21 protein-coding genes and 1 other annotated feature are annotated in these 22346 nt (G+C 61.0%); of the genes, 15 read left to right on the top strand and 6 right to left on the bottom strand.

Features of this window, described 5'->3' with window-relative positions:
- The first annotated feature begins 136 nt into the window (after positions 1–136).
- From ilvN to GEOBRER4_RS07545, 6 genes are all read left to right on the top strand, one after another.
- Complete coding sequence (gene ilvN, locus GEOBRER4_RS07520) at positions 137–628, top strand: acetolactate synthase small subunit (protein ID WP_012531175.1); 492 nt, start codon at positions 137–139, stop codon at positions 626–628.
- A gap of 176 nt (positions 629–804) precedes the next feature.
- Positions 805–1464: a phosphatidylserine decarboxylase family protein gene (locus GEOBRER4_RS07525; RefSeq protein WP_085813136.1), complete on the top strand. Its 660-nt coding sequence runs from the start codon at positions 805–807 to the stop codon at positions 1462–1464.
- A 32-nt stretch (positions 1465–1496) separates the two neighbouring features.
- Positions 1497–2249 carry a CDP-diacylglycerol--serine O-phosphatidyltransferase gene (gene pssA / locus GEOBRER4_RS07530; protein ID WP_085813135.1) on the top strand — a complete coding sequence of 251 codons (753 nt, stop codon included), beginning with the start codon at positions 1497–1499 and terminating at the stop codon, positions 2247–2249.
- 128 nt (positions 2250–2377) lie between these two features.
- Positions 2378–2619 (top strand) — a binding site (T-box leader).
- Positions 2620–2758: 139 nt separating this feature from the next.
- A complete protein-coding gene (locus GEOBRER4_RS07535; RefSeq protein WP_185244878.1) occupies positions 2759–4306 on the top strand; it encodes a 2-isopropylmalate synthase in 1548 nt (515 codons plus the stop codon).
- 253 nt (positions 4307–4559) lie between these two features.
- Positions 4560–5024 (top strand): hypothetical protein, encoded by a 465-nt coding sequence (locus tag GEOBRER4_RS07540; RefSeq protein WP_226377922.1) that lies wholly within the window; start codon positions 4560–4562, stop codon positions 5022–5024.
- Positions 5024–6838: an MXAN_6640 family putative metalloprotease gene (locus tag GEOBRER4_RS07545; RefSeq protein ID WP_185244880.1), complete on the top strand. Its 1815-nt coding sequence runs from the start codon at positions 5024–5026 to the stop codon at positions 6836–6838. The genes GEOBRER4_RS07540 and GEOBRER4_RS07545 overlap by 1 nt, the downstream gene beginning before the upstream one ends.
- Positions 6839–6969: 131 nt before the next feature.
- Here the strand turns inward: GEOBRER4_RS07545 and GEOBRER4_RS07550 are convergent, their stop codons facing one another.
- Together GEOBRER4_RS07550 and GEOBRER4_RS07555 are read right to left on the bottom strand one after the other, a co-directional pair.
- Entirely contained in the window at positions 6970–7176 is a 207-nt protein-coding gene (locus GEOBRER4_RS07550) for a cold-shock protein (protein ID WP_085813131.1), read from the bottom strand.
- Positions 7177–7397: 221 nt separating this feature from the next.
- Positions 7398–8426 carry an LOG family protein gene (locus tag GEOBRER4_RS07555; RefSeq protein WP_185244881.1) on the bottom strand — a complete coding sequence of 343 codons (1029 nt, stop codon included), beginning with the start codon at positions 8424–8426 and terminating at the stop codon, positions 7398–7400.
- A gap of 163 nt (positions 8427–8589) precedes the next feature.
- On the opposite strand from GEOBRER4_RS07555, the gene GEOBRER4_RS07560 reads away from it, so the two are divergent.
- The 8 genes from GEOBRER4_RS07560 (at position 8590) to GEOBRER4_RS07595 (ending at position 17317) form a co-directional block, all read left to right on the top strand.
- Positions 8590–9873, top strand: a complete 1284-nt coding sequence (locus GEOBRER4_RS07560) for a 3-isopropylmalate dehydratase large subunit (RefSeq protein ID WP_185244882.1) — start codon at positions 8590–8592, stop codon at positions 9871–9873.
- Between the two features lie 96 nt (positions 9874–9969).
- Entirely contained in the window at positions 9970–10497 is a 528-nt protein-coding gene (locus GEOBRER4_RS07565; protein WP_085813128.1) for a 3-isopropylmalate dehydratase small subunit, read from the top strand.
- 232 nt (positions 10498–10729) lie between these two features.
- The gene (locus tag GEOBRER4_RS07570) at positions 10730–12214 is read left to right on the top strand and encodes a hypothetical protein (RefSeq protein WP_185244883.1); all 1485 of its coding nucleotides are present in this window, start codon (positions 10730–10732) and stop codon (positions 12212–12214) included.
- Entirely contained in the window at positions 12211–12987 is a 777-nt protein-coding gene (locus GEOBRER4_RS07575) for an MlaE family ABC transporter permease (protein ID WP_185244884.1), read from the top strand. The genes GEOBRER4_RS07570 and GEOBRER4_RS07575 overlap by 4 nt, the downstream gene beginning before the upstream one ends.
- Positions 12988–13053: 66 nt before the next feature.
- Positions 13054–14124, top strand: a complete 1071-nt coding sequence (locus GEOBRER4_RS07580) for an MlaD family protein (RefSeq protein WP_085813126.1) — start codon at positions 13054–13056, stop codon at positions 14122–14124.
- A gap of 297 nt (positions 14125–14421) precedes the next feature.
- Positions 14422–15309 carry a carotenoid biosynthesis protein gene (locus GEOBRER4_RS07585; protein ID WP_185244885.1) on the top strand — a complete coding sequence of 296 codons (888 nt, stop codon included), beginning with the start codon at positions 14422–14424 and terminating at the stop codon, positions 15307–15309.
- 89 nt (positions 15310–15398) lie between these two features.
- Positions 15399–15869: a cytochrome P460 family protein gene (locus tag GEOBRER4_RS07590; protein ID WP_185244886.1), complete on the top strand. Its 471-nt coding sequence runs from the start codon at positions 15399–15401 to the stop codon at positions 15867–15869.
- A gap of 173 nt (positions 15870–16042) precedes the next feature.
- Positions 16043–17317 (top strand): M16 family metallopeptidase, encoded by a 1275-nt coding sequence (locus GEOBRER4_RS07595; protein WP_185244887.1) that lies wholly within the window; start codon positions 16043–16045, stop codon positions 17315–17317.
- A 61-nt stretch (positions 17318–17378) separates the two neighbouring features.
- Here the strand turns inward: GEOBRER4_RS07595 and GEOBRER4_RS07600 are convergent, their stop codons facing one another.
- The 3 genes from GEOBRER4_RS07600 to GEOBRER4_RS07610 are packed head-to-tail and all read right to left on the bottom strand — an operon-like array spanning position 17379 to position 19887.
- The gene (locus tag GEOBRER4_RS07600) at positions 17379–17588 is read right to left on the bottom strand and encodes a hypothetical protein (protein WP_185244888.1); all 210 of its coding nucleotides are present in this window, start codon (positions 17586–17588) and stop codon (positions 17379–17381) included.
- 38 nt (positions 17589–17626) lie between these two features.
- Positions 17627–19150 (bottom strand): phospholipase D-like domain-containing protein, encoded by a 1524-nt coding sequence (locus tag GEOBRER4_RS07605; RefSeq protein WP_185244889.1) that lies wholly within the window; start codon positions 19148–19150, stop codon positions 17627–17629.
- Positions 19147–19887 (bottom strand): endonuclease/exonuclease/phosphatase family protein, encoded by a 741-nt coding sequence (locus tag GEOBRER4_RS07610; protein WP_185244890.1) that lies wholly within the window; start codon positions 19885–19887, stop codon positions 19147–19149. Before GEOBRER4_RS07610 ends, GEOBRER4_RS07605 begins: the two co-directional genes overlap by 4 nt.
- Positions 19888–20048: 161 nt before the next feature.
- On the opposite strand from GEOBRER4_RS07610, the gene GEOBRER4_RS07615 reads away from it, so the two are divergent.
- Positions 20049–20741, top strand: a complete 693-nt coding sequence (locus GEOBRER4_RS07615; RefSeq protein ID WP_226377923.1) for a TVP38/TMEM64 family protein — start codon at positions 20049–20051, stop codon at positions 20739–20741.
- A gap of 5 nt (positions 20742–20746) precedes the next feature.
- On the opposite strand, the gene GEOBRER4_RS07620 is transcribed toward GEOBRER4_RS07615, so the two are convergent.
- A complete protein-coding gene (locus tag GEOBRER4_RS07620) occupies positions 20747–22222 on the bottom strand; it encodes a leucyl aminopeptidase (protein ID WP_185244891.1) in 1476 nt (491 codons plus the stop codon).
- Between the last annotated feature and the right edge of the window lie 124 nt (positions 22223–22346).

Raw genomic sequence — 22346 nt, forward strand, 5'->3', positions numbered from 1 at the left:
CGCCGCCACTTAGGCAAAGCGGCTTTCCACTCACTTCGGCGTTGTCAATTGTCAATCGTCAATTGTCAATTGCCTTTCAGGCTTTAAGCGTTGTCAATTGTCCATTGTCAATTGTCAATTGCCTTTGGAGGGTTTTATGAAACACACCATAGCAGTGCTCGTAGAGAATGAATTCGGGGTTCTCTCCCGCGTGGTCGGCCTTTTCTCCGGCCGCGGCTTCAACATAGATTCGCTTACCGTCGCTCCCACCAACGACGAGGCGCTTTCCAGGATCACGCTGGTCACCCGTGGGGACGAGCAGATCATCGAGCAGATCACCAAGCAGCTCAACAAGCTGATAGACGTCATCAAGGTCATCGACTTCGAACCGGAAAACGCCATCGAGCGCGAGATGGTGCTGGTCAAGGTCTCGGCCGAGGACCAAAGCCGCGCCGAGGTGCTGAGGATCGCCGACATCTTCCGCGCCAAGGTCATCGACGTGACACCCAAATCCTACACGCTTGAGGCGACCGGGGCTCCGGCCAAGGTGAGCGCCATGGTCGAGCTTTTGAGGCCCTTGGGTCTCAAGGAGCTGGTCAGCACCGGGCCGGTAGTGATCGGGCGCGGCGCCAAGGGGTGGAAGGGGTAGCCCGGAGGGGGCTGCTTCACCCGTTAATCTTTCATTGCACCAAAGGCCGTTTTCGGGCTATACTCCCGCGTTGGTGTGGGAGGCCCGGACACGGCCTTTTTATCGCCCTCATTCCGGTCGGCATCCGCTCACGCCGACCAAGGCTTCGCGAAACTAACTGACAATGAGGTACTTTGATGCGCAACACTGATACCCCGGTCGCTGTCGAGGGGTACCCCTTCATAGCCGGATTCGCCGTGACGACCCTGCTGCTGGCGCTGCTCGGGCAGTTCCTGCACTGGGGATTCTTTATCCCCGCCACGCTCTTCTTCGTCCTCACCGTTTTCACCGTCTTCTTCTTCAGAAACCCGGAGCGCACCACGCCCGGCGACGACAACACCGTGGTCGCCCCCGCCGACGGCGAGGTGATATTCCTGGGGAAGGTTATCGAGCCCCACACAAACGGCGAGTTCGAGAAGATCAGCATCTTCATGTCCGTCTTCAACGTCCACGTGAACCGCGCGCCTATCAGCGGCAAGGTGGTAGACGGCTTTTACACCAAGGGTAAATTCTTCGATGTAAGGGACGAGCGCGCCAGCTTCGAGAACGAACAGCAGGGGCTCGTGCTGGAGACCGCCTCGGGGCTCAGGATGGTCGTGGTGCAGGTGGCCGGCCTCATCGCCCGGCGCATCGTCTGCTATGCGAAGACCGGCGACCTCCTGACCCGCGGGCGCCGTTACGGCCTGATCCGCTTCGGGTCGCGCCTGGACATCTACCTCCCGCTCGGGACCAGGATAGACGTGGTCATGGGACAGAAAACGGTTGCAGGGGAGACCGTACTGGGGATACTGCCGTGAGTGAAGAAACGCCTAGAGTCGAAAGGGAAGGAATGCGCAAGGGGATCTACATCCTCCCCAACCTGTTCACCGCCGGAAGCCTTTTCGCCGGATTTTACTGCATGGTCTCCACCGTCAACGGCGATTTCCGCACCGCCGCCCTCTGGATCCTTGCTTCCTCCATCTTCGACGGCCTGGACGGCAAGGTCGCCCGTCTGACCGGGACCTCCAGCAAGTTCGGCGTCGAGTTCGACTCACTGGCCGACGTGGTCTCCTTCGGGGCCGCGCCGGGGCTCCTCATGTACTGCTGGGCCCTGCGCCCCTTCGGGCGGCTCGGCTGGCTCGCCGGGTTCCTGTTCCTGGCGTGCGCCGCACTCAGGCTGGCCCGGTTCAACGTGCAGGTGGACACCGTCGAGAGCAAGCGCTTCGTGGGGCTTCCCACCCCGGCCGCCGCCAGCATGGTCTCGGCCACGGTGCTCTTCTTCTACCACATGGGATGGCCCGCCTCTTACAACAAGCTCCTCATCCTGGTCCTGATCTACTTCCTGGCGCTGCTCATGGTTTCCAACGTCCGCTACTATTCTTTCAAGGACCCGAGCCTGATCAAGCGGCAGCCGTTCGCCTTCCTGGTGCTGGCTGTGCTCCTTTTGATCGTCATCGCGGCCGAACCGGTGATCATGCTATTCACCATCTTCATCTGCTACATCCTTTCCGGGCCGGTCGGCTTCGTGCTCACCTACCCCCGCCGGCGCAGGCTGGAGCGGGCGATGCACCGCGGGCACGAGGGGATGAAAAGGCAGCTGTAGCGCCGCTGCAGGAGCGGTTTTCGACCCCGGCCTGAGCAGGGGCTGCCTGCCGCCAACATTGTTTTAATGGTTCAAACAGAAAAACCGCTTGACAGCAGTCGGCGGTTTTTCCTATTATCGCTTGAAATGTAAAGGCAGTGACGAGGAGTAGTAGCCTTTTCCTTCCCCTTCAGAGAGCCGGTGGTTGGTGCGAACCGGTGAGGAAGCAAGGTGAACTCGCCTTTGAGCCGCCGCAGTGAAACACGTGTTTTACTACCATGACGCGTGCTAGCTGGGGCCGTCCACCCGCGTAAAGGGTCAATGAGGTCCGCCAGAGGCGGATGAATGAGGGTGGTACCGCGGAAGCTTTCTGAAAGCCTTCGCCCCTTGCTGGGGCGGAGGCTTTTTTTATTTTCAGCAACCACGGCTCGCTGAACTCTCCTGACACACCTGCTTGCGCGGTCACAAGCCGCCCGGGGGGCAGGGGAGGGGAATCTGATGCAGCCCAACTTCACACAGGGGGAGCGCACGTGAACAACACGGAACCAAGAACCATCAAGATCTTCGACACCACGCTCAGAGACGGGGAGCAGTCCCCAGGCGCCAGCATGAACATCGAGGAGAAACTTCGCCTCGCCAAGCAGCTGCAGAAACTGAACGTCGACGTCATCGAGGCCGGGTTCCCCATTGCCTCCGAGGGTGATTTCGAGGCGGTCAAGAAGGTGGCCCAGACCATCAAGGGACCCGAGATCGCCGGCCTGTGCCGCTCCGGTTTCAAGGACATCGACCGCGCCTGGGAGGCGCTCAAGTACGCCGAGGAGAAGGGGCGCATCCACACCTTCATCGCGACCTCCGACATCCACATGAAGTACAAGCTGCAGATGTCGCCTGCGCAGGTGCTGGAGAGCGCCATCAAGGGGGTGAAGAGGGCGCGCTCCTACACCGCAAACGTGGAGTTCTCCTGCGAGGACGCCGTGCGCACCGACCTCAAGTTCCTGGCCGAAGTGGTCGGCGCGGTGATCGACGCCGGCGCCTCCGTGGTCAACATCCCGGACACGGTCGGCTACACCATCCCCTTCGAGTACTTCAACATCATCAAGTACCTGAAGGACAACGTTAAGAACATCGACGACGCCATCATCTCGGTGCACTGCCACAACGACCTGGGTCTCTCGGTCGCCAATTCCATCGCCGCGGTCCAGGCGGGTGCGGGGCAGGTGGAGTGCACCATTAACGGCATCGGCGAGCGCGCCGGCAACTGCTCCTTGGAAGAGTTCGTCATGGCGATCAGGACCCGCGGCGACATCCTTCCCTTCAAGACCAACGTAGTCACCGAGCAGCTCACTCCGGCCAGCCGCCTGCTGACCCAGGTCACCGGCATCGCGGTGCAGCAGAACAAGGCGATCGTCGGCGCCAATGCCTTCGCCCACGAGGCGGGGATCCACCAGCACGGCATGCTGATGGAGAAGTCGACCTACGAGATCATGACCCCGGAGTCGGTGGGCCTCAAGGCGAGCGCGCTGGTGCTCGGCAAGCACTCCGGCCGCCACGCCTTCAAAAAGAGGCTCGAGGAGCTCGGGCACGAGTTGGACGAGGAGGCGCTCAACAAGGCGTTCACCAGATTCAAGGCGCTCGCGGACCTGAAGAAAGAGGTCTTCGACGAGGACCTGGACGCAATCGTCCTGGACGAGGCGAAGAACATCGAGGAGAAGTACAAGCTCTCCCACATCACCGTCACCTGCGGTTCCTTCGCCGTCGCCACCGCGACGGTGCAGATGGAAATCGACGGCATGCAGGTGCGCGCGGCTGAGCTCGGCGACGGGCCGGTGGACGCGACCATGAAGGCGATCAAGAAGCTCGCCAAGCGCGACGTGAAGCTTTTGCAGTACAACGTCGGCGCGATCACCGGCGGCACCGACGCCATCGGCGAGGTCACGGTGCGCATCACCGACGAGGAGCGCACCCCGGTCGTCGGCCGCGGCTCCTCGACCGACATCATCGAGGCTTCGGCGAAAGCGTACATCGACGCCCTGAACCGGCTCTACTTCGCCACCGACCGCGACCTGGAAACGCTGTAAAAACCAAACACAGGCAGAGATAAAAAGGGAAGTCCCGCTCAGGGGGCTTCCTTTTTTTTGCTGTTAATTGTCAGCTACCTGTGTAATGCTACCGATATTTTTGCGGCGTCACTTTTTAAATGCTCCCATGCCTTTGGCTTTCCTTCGGATTGCCAGCGAGCATTTTCTTTCAACCATTTCGACCTGCGACCTGATACAAACGGTACCTGCCATGAGAACCTTTCTTTGTTTACTGCTATTGCCTTTGAGTGCGATGCTGTTCAGCCTTGACGCCGCCGCGCTGGCCAGGCGCCCCGCCGGGCAGTGGGCCTACTTTCATTTCGACGGGGGACAGTTCGTGCCCGGAAAGCCCGAGGCAGGGACCTTCGTCGCGGTACAGGACGGGGTGCAGCCCATGGTGACGGCCCGGGCGGACAAGCTCCAGGCGGTGCCGCTTCCCGCCGGGACCGGGGCTGTAGTGGGGATCTGCTATGTACAGTCCTCCGGGGGAAAGCTTCGCACCGGCGCCGGCTTCGACGCTGTGCCGCTGATCCCGGTGGAAATCTCTACCGGCGGCAGGAACTTCGCGACGGTGGAGACCGACGGCAACGGCTACTTCATGACGGCACTTCCCCCCGGCAGCTATAAGATCGGCGCCAGGGGGGCAGTCGAGGTCAAGGTTTCAAAAGGGAGTACAATATTCGTTCCGCTTCGCGTGGGCAAAAGGATGGTGGACTAGTGACTCTTTTTTCTTCGATGCGCGTCGCACTCATGTTGCTTCTCATTCCGGTTGCCGCTTCCGCGGCGCCGTTGGACGACTACTACCTTTCGAAGTTCGGGGAGCGGGCCCAACTCGCCAGGGCCTTGAGCACCGTGGTGGGGTTGGAAGCCGAGCCTGCCGAGCGTTGCCGCACCGGCCTGTACCGCAGCCTGAAGCGCGACTTCAAGACGCTGGAGCCTGCGACCCAGAAGGCCCTGGCGAAGTACGTATCCAGGCCTACCCTGGAAAACGTGCGCTCTTACGCCTCGCCGGGCGGCCACTTCAACATCCACTACGCGACCACTGGAGCAGATACTCCTGTTCTCACCGACACGACCCCTGCCAACGGCACACCGGATTGGGTCGAGAGGGTGGCGCAGGTGTTCGAGGATGTCTATGCCTCAGAGGTGACCACGAAGGGATACCGGCCGCCACCGGTCTCCAGGTATGACGTCTACCTCAGGGACTTGAGAGCAGACCTTGCTTACGGCCTTACCAGCGATGACGGTGCGTTCTCCTCGGGGGTTTCTGTCGGAAGCTATATCGAGATCGACAAGGCCTTCACCGATTCCATCTTCACCGTTAACGGTCTATACACAGCTGACCAGATGCTGCAAATCACTGCTGCTCACGAGTACAATCACGCCATCCAGTTCGGCTACAACTACTACTTCGACCTCTGGTACGGCGAAGTTACCTCCACCTGGATGGAGGACGAGGTCTACGACTCGGTTAACCAGCTCTACAGCTACCTCCACAACTACTTGCCGTTAGCGAGCACAATTTCACTGAACCGGGGGCTGTACCAAAGTTCCGAGTACGGCCGGTGGATCTTCAACCGCCACCTTGCCGAAAGCCACGGCGCAGGGATGGTGAAGGCGGCCTGGGAGAGGCTGGCCACGATGCAGCCTTCGGGCGGAGCGGACATCCCGATGGCGCCGGTCCTGGACTCGGTGCTCTCCACCTCCTACGGCAGCAGCCTCGGCGCAGATTTCCTTGCCTTCGCCAAGAAGATCTACACTCGGGGCTGGACCAGCCATGCCAACGAAACCGCGAGGATCCCGACCTATACGGTCGCTGCGAGTTACTCCTCTTATCCGGTCAACGTCAGTTCCTTGCCCGGGCCGTCCGTTACCCTGCCGCGGTACACCTTCGCCTTCTACCGCTTCGTTCCCTCGCCGGTGATCACCACCTTCAACGTGATGATCAACAAGACCAGCGGGATACAGACCGCACTCTTCAGGAAAGCGAACGGCGTAGTGAGCGAAATAGCGCCGGACACAGGTGGCAACGCCTACTCCGTGATAGGGTTCAACGCGCTCGACCGAACCACCGACGAGGTGGTGCTGCTCATCGCCAATACAACCGACGTCGACAACCACCAGGCCAATTTCAGCACCGATGGGAGCACCTTGGCTGTCAATGACCCTGGTGTGGCAGCGCCGGCGGGGGGCGGGGGAGGCTCGGGCGGCGGCTGCTTCATCGCCACAGCAGCCTACGGGAGCTACCTGCATCCCAAGGTCGCCGAACTGAGGGCGTTCCGTGACCGTCACCTTCTCACCAACGCGCCGGGGCGGCTCTTCGTTTTGCTCTATTACCGGCTCAGCCCGCCGATCGCTGGGGTGATCGCGCAGCACGAATGGATGAAGGGCGGGGTGAGGGTGCTGATGGTGCCGGTGGTGCTGTCGGTCGAGCACCCGGCGTGGGCGCTGGGGGTGGTATTGCTGCTGGTGGGAGGAAGAGCCTGGCTGGTGCAGCGAAGGAAGCCTGCTTTGATTCGGGTACCAAGGTGATGCGTAACTCAGTCGATTCACCCTTTCCCTTTGGGAGAAGGCTGGGGTGAGGGTAAGCCTCAAATGCCGCTGAAACAAAAAAAGCCCCACCGGAGGAATCCGGCGGGGCCTTTTTGCATTTGTGCCGACTGTTAGGCGCCGATCTTCTTCACGTTGGCAGCCTGCAGACCCTTCGGCCCGTTGGTGACGTCGAAGGAAACAGATTCCCCTTCGGCCAGGGACTTGAAGCCTTCCCCGGTGATAGCGGAGAAGTGTACGAACACGTCCTCGCCGTTATCCTGCTCGATGAAGCCGAATCCTTTTGCGTCGTTAAACCATTTCACTTTCCCCTGTGCCATTGTCCTGCCTCCTTTTTGTTGCCTCCGGTACTCTGCCGGATCTACGTTTGATGCTGCAATTTCCGGAGAGTTTCTAGGCTGGAAACGGCTCAAAGTGGCTGGAACCCTTTGGCTTTTCGACGCTGTCAACTTCCGAAACTAGCTGCTGGGATAAAAATTAACATCGTATAATAACCTTGTCAAGAAAATATTTTCAGAACAGTTTTTTTATGATCGCCCTCTCAGAAGGTGTTCAGCCGCCTAATGAAGGCCATGAGTAGCCCGTAGTGCTGGTGATGGAAGTGGAAGGCGATCCTCGGCAGATCAAGGAGATCCGGCTCGTCCGCTTCCTCCGGCCGGGCGCTAATTAGTTCGATGCGGCTGTTGTCTAATCGTAATTCAGGGAATTCGTTCTCCAGCATCTCGATCTGGTCGGGAGCCAAAATTTTAGTTAAGCGGAGGATGAGCTCGCCGTTAACGAACCGCATAGAATGGTAGTTGGTATAGAACTCCTCGATGACCTGGACCGCCTCTTCGTAGCTCTTGGTGATGGTGAAGATGGAGAAATCCTCGGCCGAGATGAACCCCATAACCAGCAGTCTTTCCTTGATGAACCTGAAGAATTGCTCCCAGTACCCCTCCTCGTCGTCAACCAGAACCAGCGGTTTGGGCGAGGTCTTCCCCGTCTGGATCAGGGTGAACACCTCCATCGCTTCGTCGAGGGTGCCGAATCCGCCGGGAAAAACGGCGATGGCGTCGGCCTCTTTGACGAACGCGACCTTGCGGTTGAAGAAGTACTTGTAGGTGATGAGCCGCGGGTTTTTCAGCATCACGGGGTTTGCGGACTGCTCGAAGGGAAGCCGGATGTTCGCGGCAAAGGACGATTCGCTTCCTGCCCCCTCGTTTCCTGCCTGCATGATTCCGCCGCCGCCGCCGGTGATGATCATGTACCCCCTCTCCGCGAGGAGCGCGGCGAAGTCGATGCACTTCCTGTACATCGGCTCCTCGGGGCGGGTGCGGGCCGAGCCGAAGATGGTCACCTTCTTCTTCTGACGGTAGGGAGCGAAGATCTTCGTGGTGTAGCGCATCTCCTTCATGGTGTTGCTGAGAAGCTTGAGATCGGCGAGGTAATCCGTATCCTGCCCGGCCTTCAGGGCCGAGATGATCATCTCGCGCGCAAGGTCGGGGTGGTGCACCCCCCCTGCCTTCTCCATCAATTGGTCGATCATCTGGTCGATTTCACCGTTTGTTCTGTTAAAACGAAGTTGCATGAGGGCGCTCCCTGTTGGAATGAGGCGGCCATTATAGCACGGCGAATCCTGAGGGCAAATGTTTAATAACATTGAACAATTATTAGTTTGATTTGTATGCCATATTTTATTATTGTTGCGATTGGTAAAACCTCCAATCCAATCGCAAAAGGAAGCACTATTTATGGGTATGACTACGGCTCAAAAAATATTTGCGGCCCATCTGGTTGATGAGCCTTTTGCTGGCACCAAGGTGCTCAGCATCGACGTCGTGATGTGCCACGAGATCACGACCCCGATCGCCATCGCGGACCTCATGTCGCGCGGCAAGGACAGGGTTTTCGACCCCTCGAAGATCAAGGCGGTTATCGACCATGTGACTCCGAGCAAGGACTCCAAGACCGCCACCCAGGCGAAGATGCTGCGCGACTGGGCCAGGCGCCACGACATCAAGGACTTCTTCGATATTGGCGCCAACGGCGTCTGCCATGCGCTCTTCCCGGAGAAGGGTTTCATCCGCCCGGGGAACACGGTGATCATGGGTGATTCCCATACCTGCACCCACGGCGCCTTCGGGGCCTTCGCCGCCGGCGTCGGCACCACCGACCTTGAAGTGGGGATCCTGAAAGGGGTCTGCGCCTTCCGCGAGCCGAAGACCATCCGCGTCAACCTGAACGGCACCCTCCCCAAAGGGGTCTTCGCTAAGGACGCCATCCTGCGCGTGATCGGGCACCTGGGGGTGAACGGCGCCACCGACCGCGTCATCGAGTTCGGCGGTCCCATCGTGGCCCAGATGTCGATGGAATCCAGGATGACCCTCTGCAACATGGCGATCGAGGCGGGGGGCACCTCCGGCATCTGCATGCCGGACCAGGTGACCGTCGACTACCTCTGGCCCTTCATCTCCGGATCCTTTGCTTCCAAGGAAGAGGCGCTTGCCGCCTACAGCGTCTGGTGCTCCGACGCCGACGCCGAGTACGAGCAGGTGATCGACCTCGACCTCTCCGACCTCGCCCCGCTTTGCACCTTCGGCTACAAGCCGGACCAGGTGAAGAGCGTGGCCGAGATGGCCGGCACCCAGGTGGACCAGGTCTACCTCGGCTCCTGCACCAACGGCCGCCTGGAGGACCTCAGGATCGCCGCCCAGATCCTCAAGGGAAAGAAGATCGCCTCCAACGTGCGCGCCATCCTTTCCCCGGCCACCCCGCAGATCTACAAGGACGCGGTCGCCGAGGGTCTGATCCAGATCTTCATGGACGCAGGGTTCTGCGTCACCAACCCGACCTGCGGCGCCTGCCTGGGGATGAGCAACGGCGTCCTCGCCGAGGGCGAGGTCTGCGCCTCCACCACCAACCGCAACTTCATGGGTAGGATGGGCAAGGGGGGGATGGTGCATCTCCTCTCCCCTGCGACCGCAGCCGCCTCCGCCATCGAGGGGATGATCGCCGATCCGCGCAAGTACCTGTAAACCAATTGACAATGGACAATTGACAATTGACGATGGACGCCCGCAGCTATGCCGCGCGTTCCTCTGATTCGCACTTCGACTTTCAGGAGATGAGATATGAAAAAATTTGGCGGCCCGGCCCTCTTTCTGGACCGTAGCGACATAAACACCGACGAGATCATCCCGGCCAAGTACCTGACCGAGATCACCAAGGAAGACCTGAAGCCCTACCTGCTCGAAGACCTGAAACTACCGGGCTTCGATCCCAAGTCGGATAAGACTTTCGGCGCAGGCGTGGTCATCACCCGCGCCAACTTCGGCTGCGGCTCCTCCCGCGAGCACGCACCCTGGGTCTTCGAGGTCAACGGCATCAACGTGGTGCTGGCGCAGTCGTTTGCCAGGATCTTCAGGCAGAACATGTTCAACTGCGGCATGGCCGCCATCGAGCTTTCCGCGGAGCAGATCGACCGCCTCTTCGGCTTTGCCGGTGCAGCCGACGCCACCGTCGACGTGGACGTGGAGAAAGGCACCCTCACCATCAAGGGGGGAGGGCGCGAGGAGTCGATGCAGTTCGAGATCTCTCCCTTCGACAAGGCTCTGGTTCTGGCCGGCGGCTGGGTGGATTACGCCGACAGCAAATACTAGCAAGCCGGGTACGACAGCGTCTGAAAACTGTGAGGCAGGAGACCCGAAGGTCTCCTGCCTCTTTCTTTATCTGCCCAGGCTGATTGACAGTCGCGACTTTGTTGACATAATCACCAATCAAGCTTTGCCGTTGTCACAGGCATCGCACACATTTATTTTGGTTGACTAGCCGCGACGGCAGCAGTTACTATCCGGGGCTGTCCCTATAACGAAAGGTTACGCCAAGAGGTTCATGCCAGTTCTCAGGAAGTTCATAGCGGCATCTTTGTTGATGCTTGCCTTTGCCGGCTCAAGCAGCGCCGACGAGGGCGAGGGCAAGGTCGACGGCAAGGTCGAGGGAGAGAAAGGGAGCATCTTCACTATCTGGCCGCTCGTGGACTACCGCGAGAGCCCGGCTGAGGGCTTCAGCAACCTATCGCTTTTGGGCCCCATCGTGAAGTACCAGAAAAAGGGGGAGGATACCGACTTCGCCATCCGCCCCCTTTTCTACACGAGCAGCCACGAGAAGGAGAAGTCCGACTCCACCTATTACCTCTATCCCCTCGCGTACCACGAGAGCACCCCCGAGTCCGACACGACGACCATGCTTGGGCTCTTCCGCAAGACCACCTACCGGAAAGAAGAGGGGGCGGAGCAGGAAAAGTCGACCCTGCTTTTCCCGTTCTACGTCTCCGGAAAGTCCGACAAGTACGGCCCCTACCGCGCCGTCTTCCCGATCTACGGCAACATCTACGAGCGCTTCTGGCGCGACGAGTACCACTTTGTCCTCTTCCCGCTCTACGGCTCCACGGTGAAGAAGGGGACCACCACCAGGCACTACCTCTGGCCGATCTTCTCCAGCACCCGCGGGGAAAAGGAGGACGGCTTCGATGTATTCCCCCTCTACGGCCAGTCGCAAAAAGAAGGAGTCTACCAGAAGCGTTTCGTCCTCTGGCCCTTCTACCTCACCGAGAAGACCGGGCTCGACACGGACAACCCGACGCGGAAAAAGATCATCTTCCCGCTCTACGCCTCGACCGACTCGCCCAAGAAGACCTCGCGAACCTATCTGTGGCCCTTCTTCGGCTATACCGAGGATCGCGAGAAGAAGTACGAGGAGGTCAACTACCTCTGGCCCTTGATCGGAACGGTGCGAGGCGAGAACCGGAGCAAGAACTCCTTCCTCCCCTTCTACTCGCACGAAACGCGCCCCGAATGGGAGAAGAGCTGGTACCTCTGGCCCATCTACAAGCACGAGGAGATGAAATCCAACATCTTCGAGCAGGAAAACGACCGCGTGCTCTTTTTCCTGTACCGCAGCAACCACGAGTACTGGCCCAAGGACGGCCACGACAGGCAGCGCACCGCTTTGTGGCCGCTTTTCCTTTACAACAGGACCCCCGACGGGGTCTCCTCCGTCTCGCTTCCGGCGCCTGTCGAGCCCATACTGGACAAGGAAGGGATCGAGAAGAACTGGGCGCCTTTGTGGCGCATCTACCAGCGCCGCTGGGACCAGGCGGGAAATTCGGCCTCAACCCTTTTGTGGAACCTGTACTGGCACGAAAGGCGCGGCGACGAACTGGCCTACGAGCTTTTCCCGCTCATCTCCTACCGCAACACCAAATCGGAGCGGGAGCTCAAACTGTTGAAGGGGCTGATCAGCCTGAAGCGCAACGGCGAAGAAGAGGATCTGAGCCTTTTGTGGCTCCCCTTCGGCCTCAAATGGGGGCATAAGTGACGCAATTTCTGGAACCGCTCGGCAAACGGGTGCTTTATTTCAACCAGGTGCTTGGGGAGATGGTCATCCTCCAGGGGAGGATCCTCTACTTCCTGCGCGAGGCGCCGCGCAACGTGCAGAGCATACTGACCCAGATGGCGGTGATCGGCTGGGACACGCTCCCGGTCGCCTCGGTGATGGCCTTCTTCGTCGGGATGGTGCTGGCGCTGCAGACAGGGGTCGAGCTGCAGAAGTACGGTGGGCAGAACATCATCGGCGCCATCGTCGGGCACTCCATGGTGCGCGAGTTGGGTCCGGTCATGACCAGCTTTCTTGTCGCCGGGCGCTGCGGCTCCGCGATGGCCGCGGAGCTCGGGGTCATGACCGTGTACGAGGAGATCGACGCGCTGAAGACCCTCGACATCGACCCGGTCCGCTACCTCGCCATGCCCCGTTTCATCGCCTGCATCATCTGCGTCCCTGCGCTCGTCATCTACTCCGACGTGATCGGGATCATCGGTGGGGCGCTGATCAGCAACCTGCACCCCCAGATCTTCGTTTCCTACTCGACCTACTACGACAGCCTCACCGACGCCCTGAAGATCAAGGAGATCGGCACCGGCCTCACCAAGTCGGTCGTCTTCGGCTCCATCATCGCGCTGGTTTCCTGCTACGTCGGTTTCAGCACCTCCGGCGGCGCGCGGGGTATCGGCCAGTCGACCACCAGGTCCGTGGTGCTGTCGTTCATGCTGATCCTGGTCGCGGACTATATCCTGACCAGGCTGCTCCTGTAGCACCTTGCCGCGCCCTTTGCGTGGCGCCGCAGCAGTTCTTTTGCTGTCTTGTCTTTTGGAGGATTTATGGCTCTTTCGGTAGAAAAAAAGGTCGGCATCTTCTTCCTGTTCGGTCTCATCATCCTGGGGTTGCTTCTCGAGGTGGGTGAGAAATGGAACCCGTTCGAGAAGAACGTCCCCTACAAGACCTATCTCACCAGCATCACCGGGCTGAAAGTCGGGGACCCGGTCCGCCTTGCCGGCGTCGACGTCGGGCGCATCAAGGGGATCAACATCCTGAACGACAAGATCGAGATCAACTTCGAGGTGAAGCCTGGCACCAGGATCAAGACCGACTCGGTTGCGGGCTTGAGGCTTACCAACCTTCTGGGAGGCCAGTTCCTGGGGCTTTCCTTCGGCTCTCCCAACGCCCCGCTTCTGGAGCCGGGCGGCGTAGTTAAAGGGAAGGACGTCGCCAACATCGACATCATCGTCGACAACCTGAGCGACGTGGTGAAGGACGCCAAGCAGTTCGTGAACAACCTGGACCGCAACCAGGACGTAGTGCTGAAGAAGATCTCCGTCATGCTGGACGAGAACCGCGGCAACCTGAGGGACTCCATCGCCAACATCAACAGCATCACCGGCAAGATGGACCGCGGCGAGGGATCGCTTGCGCTTCTCTTGAACGAAAGGAAGCTCTTCGACGACGCAAGCGGCGCGGTGGAGAGCCTGAAGAACGTGGCCGGGAAGATTGAGCGCGGGGAGGGGACCCTCGGGAAGCTGGTCAACGACGACTCGGTGTACCGCGACGCCTCCGCCCTCATCGCCGACCTCAGGGCAGGCGCGAAAGACCTGAACGCTGGGATGAAGGACGTGAAGGAGATCACCGCCAAGGTCAACTCCGGCCAGGGGACCCTGGGCAAGCTGGTCAACGACGAGACCCTCTACACGGACCTGCGCGACGCCTCGAAGAACGTGAAGGAGATCACCCAGAAGATCAACTCCGGTCAGGGGACCCTCGGGAAGCTGGTCAACGAGGACCAGCTTTACCGCGACACCACCGCCACACTCAAGAAAGCAGAGCGGGCCATGGAAGGTTTGGGTGACGCGGGTCCGATCTCCGTGCTTGGTTCCATCGTGGGGACCCTCTTCTAAACGGCCGGCTCGCAGCTTCCGGGACGGCAGACAGGGGACAGGCTACTGTGGCAACGGTAGCCTGTCCTTTTTACGGCCCGAACCTCCACCCCGGCCCGACCCGGTACACAGAGGTCACGGGGGAAGGCCAGGGCGGACACAGAGATGAAACTTCCCGATCACGGATGATCTTCTAAGAAAAGAGCTTCGGGGTTACACTTCAAAGTCTTTTGCTTTCGGGGGGTCCTCCGATTTTCCTCTGTGTCCTCTGTGGTGAACGCTTTGGTTTTTATTGAACCTTCCTCCGGAGGCCTTCCCGTGACTGACATCCTCGACATCGCCATCGGGACCATCACCATGCGTCCCTACGTCTTCGCCTTCTTCACCGCCTACCTCGTCGCGGCCGTGCCGCACCTTGGGTGGAAAAAGACGCTCCTTTTCACCGTTGCCGGCTACCTGATCGCCTTCACCTCCGAGTACAGCTCCATCAACACCGGCTTTCCCTACGGCTGGTACTACTACGTGGACACGACCCGGGACCGCGAGCTCTGGGTGGCGGGGGTCCCTTTCTTCGACTCGCTCTCCTACGTCTTTCTCACCTACTGCAGCTACGCCACAGCACTTTTGGTGCTGGGACCGGTGAAGAAGGCCGGGCGGGACCTGGTGCTTCTGGAGACCGGCCGCCTGAGGCGCTCCTTCTCCGTCTTGTTCCTCGCCTCCTTGTTCCAGGTGTTTCTCGACATCGTCACCGACCCGGTCGCCTTGCAGGGGAGCAGGTGGTTCCTGGGGAGGATCTACGGCTACAAGGAGGTGGGAGCGCATTTCGGGATCCCGCTTTCCAACTACCTCGGCTGGCTCCTGGTGAGCGCGCTGCTGGTAGCCGCCCTGCAGCTCATCGACAGGTTCGGAGGGAGAGGGGAGGAGAAGCCCGCCGGAGTCGCAGCGCCGCCTCTGCGAGCTTTCTACGGCCCCTTCCTCTACCTTTGCGTGATAGCCTTCAACCTCACGGTGACCCTCTACATCGGGGAGCGGCTGATGGCCATCACCGGGTTCTTCATCTACACCCTTCCCATCGCCATGGCGGGGGTGCTCCTTTTCCAGAAGGTGGACCGCTACCACAAGGACGAGCTGGCGGCGCACCTGGCGGAGTTTCCCTGGTCGAACGCGACCTCCACGGGAAGCGGGCGGCCCGGCGCATCCAATTAATCCTTCCTGATCCCTTTGAAAGGGCGGGTGCGTGTGGTATTTTTTGGCTGTTTTCGGAACCGAACTTCAAACTATAGCGGAGGCTTGACATGAAAAAGGCTGTTTCCCTCATGGCGCTTTGCGCCGTCTTCGGCGCCACGGCGGCTGCGTCTGCCGCGCAGACCGCTCTTCCCAGGGGGTACGAGAAGTGGGAGAAGAGCAAGGCCCGGATCAACACGGACAAGAAGTCGCTGTTCTACGGCATCCACTACATCTACGTGGACAAGAAGGCGATGAAGGGCTACAAAAGCGGCGGGGCGTACCCCGACGGGAGCCGGTTCGTCGCGGTGAACTACTCCATTAAGGAAGAAAACGGCAAGCAGGTGCCGGGGAAGAAAAACATGATCGTGGTGATGCAAAAGGACAGGACCCAGCAGCAGACCGGCGGTTGGCGCTTCGCCGGGTTCACGCCCGAGGGTAAACCTTCGGGACTCGACGGCAAGAGGGACTGCTTCGGGTGCCACGAAAAGGACGCCAAGGACAGGGACTACGTGATCTCCAGGTACACCGACTTCAAATGACGCTGCGTCCACAGCCGTCTCTTTTTTCCCCTTGAAAGCTTCCTCTCCTGGGATTCCCCCCCGCATCGGCAGCAGCAACCGGGCGGGGGGAACCCCTCCTAGACCCCAAACAACATGCTATAATTGCCGCCAGTGCAAACTGGAACGATTTCCATAGCTTTCAAGGAGCAACCATGTCGACGACAGAAAACACTCCCCAGGTGCGCATGACCACCCTCCCCAACGGGATCAGGGTGGTGAGCCAAAAGATCCCCGGCATGCAGAGCGCAGCCGTCGGGATCAGGAACGACAGCAGCACGAGGAACGAGCCGGAGGATTGCGCCGGCGCCTCGCATTTCATAGAGCACCTCCTCTTCAAGGGGACCCCCACCCGCAGCGCCGACCAGATCACCGACGAGTTCAACAGCATCGGCGCCCGCGCCAACGCCTACACAAGCCAGGAGGAGGTCTTCTACTACGCGGTAGCGCTCGCCTCGATCATCCCGGCGACCTTCGACATCCTGGCCGACATGTTCGTCAACTCCTTTCTTCCCGAGAAGGAAGTGGAGAAGGAGCGCGCCGTGGTGCTGCAGGAGATCCTTATGAACCAGGACACCCCGAGCCGCTTCATCTACAACCAGTTTCACCAGGGGTTCTGGCAGGGGCATCCGCTGGGCACCCCCATCCTCGGCACCTCCGAGAGCATCGGGAGCATTCAAAGGAACCGCCTGATGGATTACAAGCTCTCCCACTATCTATCCAGCGCGACCATAGTCTCGGTCGCCGGCAACGTGGAGCATGACCGGATGGTGGAGCAGGCCGAACGGACCCTGGGCGCGCTTCCCAAGGGGGTTCCCCAGGTGAAAAAGCCGCAGCCTGGCTGGCGGAGCGCCGTCGGCGAGAACCGGCATTACCAGCGCCCCCTGGAGCAGACCCTCTTCTACATGGGGTACCCGCTGCCGCCGGCTGGAAACGAGCACCGCCACAAGCTTTCCGTATTCAACCAGATCCTCGGCACCGGGATGAACTCCCGCCTTTTCCGCGAGGTACGCGAGCGGCGCAGCCTCGCCTACACGGTCTACTCGATGATGTCCTCCTACACCGATTCCGCGGCGCTGATGATCTACGCAGGGACCAGCGCGGACCGGGCCCAGGAGGCGGTCGACGTCTGCCATGCCGAGGTGCTGAGGTTCTGCGAGGAGAAGGTGAGCGCGGAGATGCTGGCGGCGGCCAAGGAGCAGATCCGCTCAGCCCGCCTGATGGCCCTCGACGACTGCGAGACCCAGGTGCGCAGGATCTCCAACACCACCTCGCTTCTGGGGGCGCCGGAGCCGGTGGGGGCTTCCCTGGAGGCGATCGCCGCGGTCACGGCCGAGGAGGTGAGGGACGTGGCGAGGCTTTTGTTCTCGGGGGTGGTGCCGCGGGTCGAGTCTGTGGGAACGGGCGAGGGCCCGGGACTGCCGCGCTAGCAAGGTTTGATTCGCCAACCCCCTCCCGCAAGGGAGGGGGTTGTTTTTTGCCGGAGTGGGGTCAGCTCATCTCGTCTTCCCCGCCGGAGAGGTGGGGGAAGTGCTCGTGGTGCATCTCATGCTGCAGGTCCATCACCTTGCCGCAGGCGGTGCAGAGGTACTTGTCGCCGCTTTGCGTGTAGTCCGAGCGTTTGCAGGAGGGGCACCACACCCTGACGTCGCAATCGTGCCTGTCCGTTTCCACCGCCGTTGTCCCTTTATCTTCAGCCATCTGTCGTACCTCCTTTTCCTGTTTTCCCCCTAATCCCATCACAGGCCGATCATCATCTGGCTCAGCTTGAAAATCCCCTTGGCGAAGGAGCCAAGCTCCGACTTGGAGATGCTCTCGAAGAGAAACTCGCTGTCTAATGGCTGCTCCGGGTCGACCACCCGCGCTATCGGCTCGAGCGCGTCGGGCCAGTCGCTTTTTTCCAGCGTAGGGTCCGCCTGATACCTGCAAAGGCGTGCCTCGTGGTCGTCGGCCAGACATTCCAGGTGGCGGGTCAGGTTCTCGACGTTCTCGAACTTTTCCTCTTCCTCTAAGCCGTAGAGCCCCGCGTGCTCCGCCAAAAGGGAGGCGCGCAGCCGCCTGATCGCCGGGACCAGCGGGTCTTCCGGACCTGATGCTTCCCAGCTCACGTTCAGCTCCGTGTCGAGACCCATGCTCCTGTTGGTGGCGTTGGCCGAGCCTATGGTGAGAAAACGGTCGTCGATCGCCAGAAGCTTCGAGTGGATGAAGGTCATCTTCCGGTTGCCGTGGTCCATCTCGGCCGAAGAGTAGACGCTCAGCAGGTGCCCGGTCTTCTCGGCCACCTGCTGCAGCGAACGGATCATCTTCATCTGGGGGAGCCCGAGGAACAGCTCCTCGGTCAGCGGCAGGCGGTCCGGTAGCATCATGACGATCTGGAGCCGGGGGCGGTCGGGGAGCGTCATGCGCGCGACCAGGGTCCAGTAGATCGCCTGGGAGCTGAAATACTGGTTCTCCAGGTAGACCAGGTGCTCGGCCGACATGATGGCGTCCACGAACAGGCGGCGGATCTCACCCACCTTGCGCTGTGTGGTCTGGGGCGCCGGGGCCACGGTGAGGCTCAGTGCGACTTCCCCCGCGGGGAGGGGCAAGGCGTTTGCCGGGAACTGCGGGGTCAGGGCGCCCGCCTGCGGCAGATTCAGCGGCGCGCCGCCGGAATCGATCCAGCGCTGCTGGAACAGTTCGAGCAGCACGCCGACCACCTCGCCGGTGTGATAAGTCTGGATGTCGTGGTAGGAGCCGTAACGGGTGCCGTCGACGTCGGCACGCAGCGGGTTGTCCCGTATGTGGCGCCGGTCGTCCCAGCGCGAGGAGCAGATATCCATCCCCCCTACGTAGGCGACGACGCCATCGGCCACGACGAACTTCTGGTGGTGCGTTGCTCCGTAGGCGTGCACGCTGTCGAAGCGGAAGTGGATGCGCTCGTTGCCGGACCAGTTGAAGATGATGTTCTGGAACCATTCTCTTTCCAGGGAGAAGACGGCGCTGAAGTCCCAGGCGAGGATATAGACCTGCAGCGACGGGTTCGCCTGGCAAAGGGCGTTCAGAAACTGCAGGAAGCGCACCTCCCCGGCTGCTTTCTCCTCCTCGCCGCGAAGAAGCTTCACCTCGGAGTCGAACTGCCATCCGGCGAGTAGCAGGTAGCTCCGGGCGGCAAGGGCCGTGTGGTAGAAGGCGCGATAGTAATCGCAGGCATCGACCAGCACCGCGTTGCTGTCGGCCTCATAGATCCCCATGCAGTTAAGGCCCGGCTTCAGGACGCTCATGGCAGCTCCAGCGTGACGATCAGCGGCAGGTGATCCGAGGCCACCCTGGTAAGCGGGGTCCTCGGCACGCTGACGCTGCGAACCTTGAGGTTGTGGGTGACGAACAGGTGGTCGATGCGCATGAAGGGGAGCTGGGTGGGCCAGGTTCCCCTGGGGAGGCGTCCCTTCACCTTGTGCTGCACGTCATGCAACTGCCTGGTGAGGATCCGGTACACCGACGACCCGAAGAGGGCGTTGAAATCCCCGCAAAGAACGGCCGGCGCCTCGCACTCCGGATGCCCGAGCCACTCCGGTCCCGTGATGGCCCTGGCCTGGCGTACCCGCTCGCCGCGGTTCAGCCCGAAATGCGTCGCCAGCACCTGTACCTTCACGCCGTGCAGCATCACCTGGGCCCAGAGCGCCCCCCTGCGCTCGAAGGAGGGATGCAGCGGCTCTGTTGGAACCGCCCCGGCCTTGATCAGCTGCACCGGGGAGCGGCTCAGGATGGCGTTGCCGTACCCCCCCTCTTTCAGATGGATGGAGGAATGGAAATGGAACGACATTTCAAGGGTCATGGCTATCAGGTGCGCCTGGTCGATCATCTCGGTGCGAGGGAGCCCCGCGTCGAGCTCCTGCAACGCCACGATGTCGGGGTTGCACCGGTCGATCACCTCGGCGATTCTGAGCGGGGAGAGCTGGCGGTCCGTGCCGATACAACTGTGGACGTTGTAGGTCATTACGGAAAAGGTACGTGACATGGGTGGGGCTCCCGTCGCCAGACCCCGCTCGGCCGCCGCATTCTTGCAGGAGAGCGCAAATTATATAGTATTAAAAAACTTTTATAGAGTACCCAGCGCGAAAGGGATGTCAACGGCGTAGCGGGCGGGCGGAATGGGCGGAAAAGGAGGTAAGGGCGGCGATGAGAAGAAGGCGGCTGGCGATGAAGGTGCTTGTCCTGGTGCTGATACTTGGGGTTGTGACCGCCACGAGCCTTTTCCTGGAGGACGACGCGTTCAGCGTGCGGCATGCGGGCGAGCACAGGGATTACCTGCTGCAGATGGCGCACCGGCACTACCTGAAGGCGGCGCTCCTCTTCGCGGCCCTTTTCTTCATGACCGCGTTCTTTCTCCCCGGGGCGCTCGCGCTCACCATCGCGGGGGGGATGCTGTTCGGGGCTTTGCCCGCGACCCTTTATGTAACCGTAGCGGGAACCGCCGGCGCCATTGCCGCTTTCGAGGCGGGGCGTTTTCTATTGGGGCACTGGGTACAGCGGCACTTCGCGGAGCAGCTCTCGCGCTTCAACCGGGAGATGACCCACCATGGCCCGCACTACCTGCTGGTACTGCGGCTGCTCCCCTTGGCCCCTTTCTGTGTCATCAACTACGGCGCCGCCTTGACGAAGATTCCTCTGAAGACTTTCGCCTGGACCACGGTGGCCGGGATGCTCCCGGGATCTGCCATCTACGCCTTCGCCGGTGCCCAACTGCGCTACGTGCACGAGGTCTCGGACCTCTGGTCCGGAAAGTCCATGCTCGCCATAGGGCTTTTGGCCATCTCGGCCCTGGTGCCGGTGCTGCTGCACCACTGGCCCCGGAGGGAAAGGGAAGGGTGATAAGTCTACTTCTGGCGCAGGTACTCGATCAGGAGCCGGACGCCGACGCCGGTCGCACCCTTGGGGGAGTAGGGGCGCGCCTTGTCGCTCCAGGCGGTGCCGGCGATGTCGAGGTGGGCCCAGCGGGTCTCCCCCACAAACTGCTTCAGGAACCAGGCCGCCTTGATGGTCCCTCCGTCCCTGCTCCCGGAGTTCTTCAGGTCGGCGATGTCGCTCTTCATCCCCTCGCCGTACTCGTCCCAAAGCGGCAGCTGCCAAAGCCTTTCCCCGGTTTCCTCCCCTGCTTTTTTCAGGGCGTCCGCCAGGCGCTGATCGTTGCCGAGAAGTCCGCTCGCCTCGTGCCCCAAGGCGACCACGCAGGCGCCGGTTAGGGTGGCGAGATCGATCATGGCTGCCGGCTTGAACTTCTGTGCGAAGTGCAGCGCGTCGCAGAGTATCAGCCGACCCTCCGCGTCCGTGTTGGTGATCTCGATGGTGGTCCCGGAGAGCGAGGTAAGGACGTCCCCCGGCTTGAAGGACTTGCCGTCGGGCATGTTCTCCGCCGTAGGGACGATCCCGACGAGGTTCACCGGCAGCCGCAAAAGGGCCGCCGCTTCCAGCGTCCCGAACACTGCGGCCGCTCCCGCCATGTCGGTCTTCATCTCCTCCATCCCCGGTCCGGGCTTGATGGAGATCCCGCCCGAATCGAAGGTGATACCCTTGCCGACCAATACCACCGGGCGTCCCTTGGCCCCTTCGCCCTGGTAGCTGACCACGATCAGGCGCGGCGGCATGGCCGCTCCCTTCCCCACCCCCAAAAGAGCGTTCATCCCGAGCGACTCCAGTTCCTCCTGCTCGTAGACCCGGCATTCCATGGCGTTTCGCGCCGCCATTTCCCGCGCGGCCTGGGCCAGGTACCCTGGCGTCACCACGTTCCCCGGATGCGACACCAGGTCGCGCGCGAGAAAGACCCCGCGGCAAAGCTTTTCCGCCTGCTCTGCCGTCGTCCTAGCCTCTGCCAATTCCTGCTCAGGGACCAGCAGGGTCATGGCATCGAAAGAGAAGCGCTCCTCCTTCTCCCTGGTCTTGTAAAGCTCGAACCTGTAGCTGCCGAGGAGGGCCCCCTCTAAGACGGCCTCCAGAGCCTTCGGGGGGCTGCAGCAAAGGTTGAGGGCCATGCTGAAGCGGGCGACGCGGGCACCCTGCAGCACCCCTACCGCACTTCCCGCTGCCCGGCGCAGCGATTCGCTGCTGATTTTCCCCTTCTTGCCGAGCCCCACCAGGAGGAGCCTTTGGGCCGGGAGCTTCCCCATGCTGTGCAAAAGCAAGGTCGCCCCGGGCTTGCCGCTGAACTCGCTGCTTTCAATAAGGGTGGTGAGATATCCGTCCAGCGCCTGGTCGCAGGCGGCGAAGAGGCCGTCACTGGCGTCTTCGAAGCAGCCGATCACCAGCGCTGCGGTAGCATGTTGCATCGGGTCGTTGCAGGCGGTTTCTATCTTCATGGTGCCCTCGCGGTTGGAAGAGATCTGTCTGATAAGTGGGGTGCACTGCGCGAAATGTTCCGATGATTCTATGTGAAGGCGATGCTTCAGTCAAATAAGACTAATGTAAAGGTCATAGATTCCG

The sequence above is a fragment of the Citrifermentans bremense genome, from assembly GCF_014218275.1.
In the GTDB taxonomy this organism is placed as follows: Bacteria; Desulfobacterota; Desulfuromonadia; order Geobacterales; family Geobacteraceae; genus Geomonas; species Geomonas pelophila.

What these genes read in the sequence shown, in the direction of transcription:
- ilvN (WP_012531175.1), top strand. Translation starts at nt 137, where the DNA reads ATGAAACACACCATAGCAGTGCTCGTAGAGAATGAATTCGGGGTTCTC.
- GEOBRER4_RS07525 (WP_085813136.1), top strand. Translation starts at nt 805, where the DNA reads ATGCGCAACACTGATACCCCGGTCGCTGTCGAGGGGTACCCCTTCATA.
- pssA (WP_085813135.1), top strand. Translation starts at nt 1,497, where the DNA reads ATGCGCAAGGGGATCTACATCCTCCCCAACCTGTTCACCGCCGGAAGC.
- GEOBRER4_RS07540 (WP_226377922.1), top strand. Translation starts at nt 4,560, where the DNA reads ATGCTGTTCAGCCTTGACGCCGCCGCGCTGGCCAGGCGCCCCGCCGGG.
- GEOBRER4_RS07550 (WP_085813131.1), bottom strand. Translation starts at nt 7,176, where the DNA reads ATGGCACAGGGGAAAGTGAAATGGTTTAACGACGCAAAAGGATTCGGC.
- GEOBRER4_RS07555 (WP_185244881.1), bottom strand. Translation starts at nt 8,426, where the DNA reads ATGCAACTTCGTTTTAACAGAACAAACGGTGAAATCGACCAGATGATC.
- GEOBRER4_RS07560 (WP_185244882.1), top strand. Translation starts at nt 8,590, where the DNA reads ATGGGTATGACTACGGCTCAAAAAATATTTGCGGCCCATCTGGTTGAT.
- GEOBRER4_RS07565 (WP_085813128.1), top strand. Translation starts at nt 9,970, where the DNA reads ATGAAAAAATTTGGCGGCCCGGCCCTCTTTCTGGACCGTAGCGACATA.
- GEOBRER4_RS07570 (WP_185244883.1), top strand. Translation starts at nt 10,730, where the DNA reads ATGCCAGTTCTCAGGAAGTTCATAGCGGCATCTTTGTTGATGCTTGCC.
- GEOBRER4_RS07580 (WP_085813126.1), top strand. Translation starts at nt 13,054, where the DNA reads ATGGCTCTTTCGGTAGAAAAAAAGGTCGGCATCTTCTTCCTGTTCGGT.
- GEOBRER4_RS07590 (WP_185244886.1), top strand. Translation starts at nt 15,399, where the DNA reads ATGAAAAAGGCTGTTTCCCTCATGGCGCTTTGCGCCGTCTTCGGCGCC.
- GEOBRER4_RS07595 (WP_185244887.1), top strand. Translation starts at nt 16,043, where the DNA reads ATGTCGACGACAGAAAACACTCCCCAGGTGCGCATGACCACCCTCCCC.
- GEOBRER4_RS07600 (WP_185244888.1), bottom strand. Translation starts at nt 17,588, where the DNA reads ATGGCTGAAGATAAAGGGACAACGGCGGTGGAAACGGACAGGCACGAT.
- GEOBRER4_RS07605 (WP_185244889.1), bottom strand. Translation starts at nt 19,150, where the DNA reads ATGAGCGTCCTGAAGCCGGGCCTTAACTGCATGGGGATCTATGAGGCC.
- GEOBRER4_RS07610 (WP_185244890.1), bottom strand. Translation starts at nt 19,887, where the DNA reads ATGTCACGTACCTTTTCCGTAATGACCTACAACGTCCACAGTTGTATC.
- GEOBRER4_RS07615 (WP_226377923.1), top strand. Translation starts at nt 20,049, where the DNA reads ATGAGAAGAAGGCGGCTGGCGATGAAGGTGCTTGTCCTGGTGCTGATA.
- GEOBRER4_RS07620 (WP_185244891.1), bottom strand. Translation starts at nt 22,222, where the DNA reads ATGAAGATAGAAACCGCCTGCAACGACCCGATGCAACATGCTACCGCA.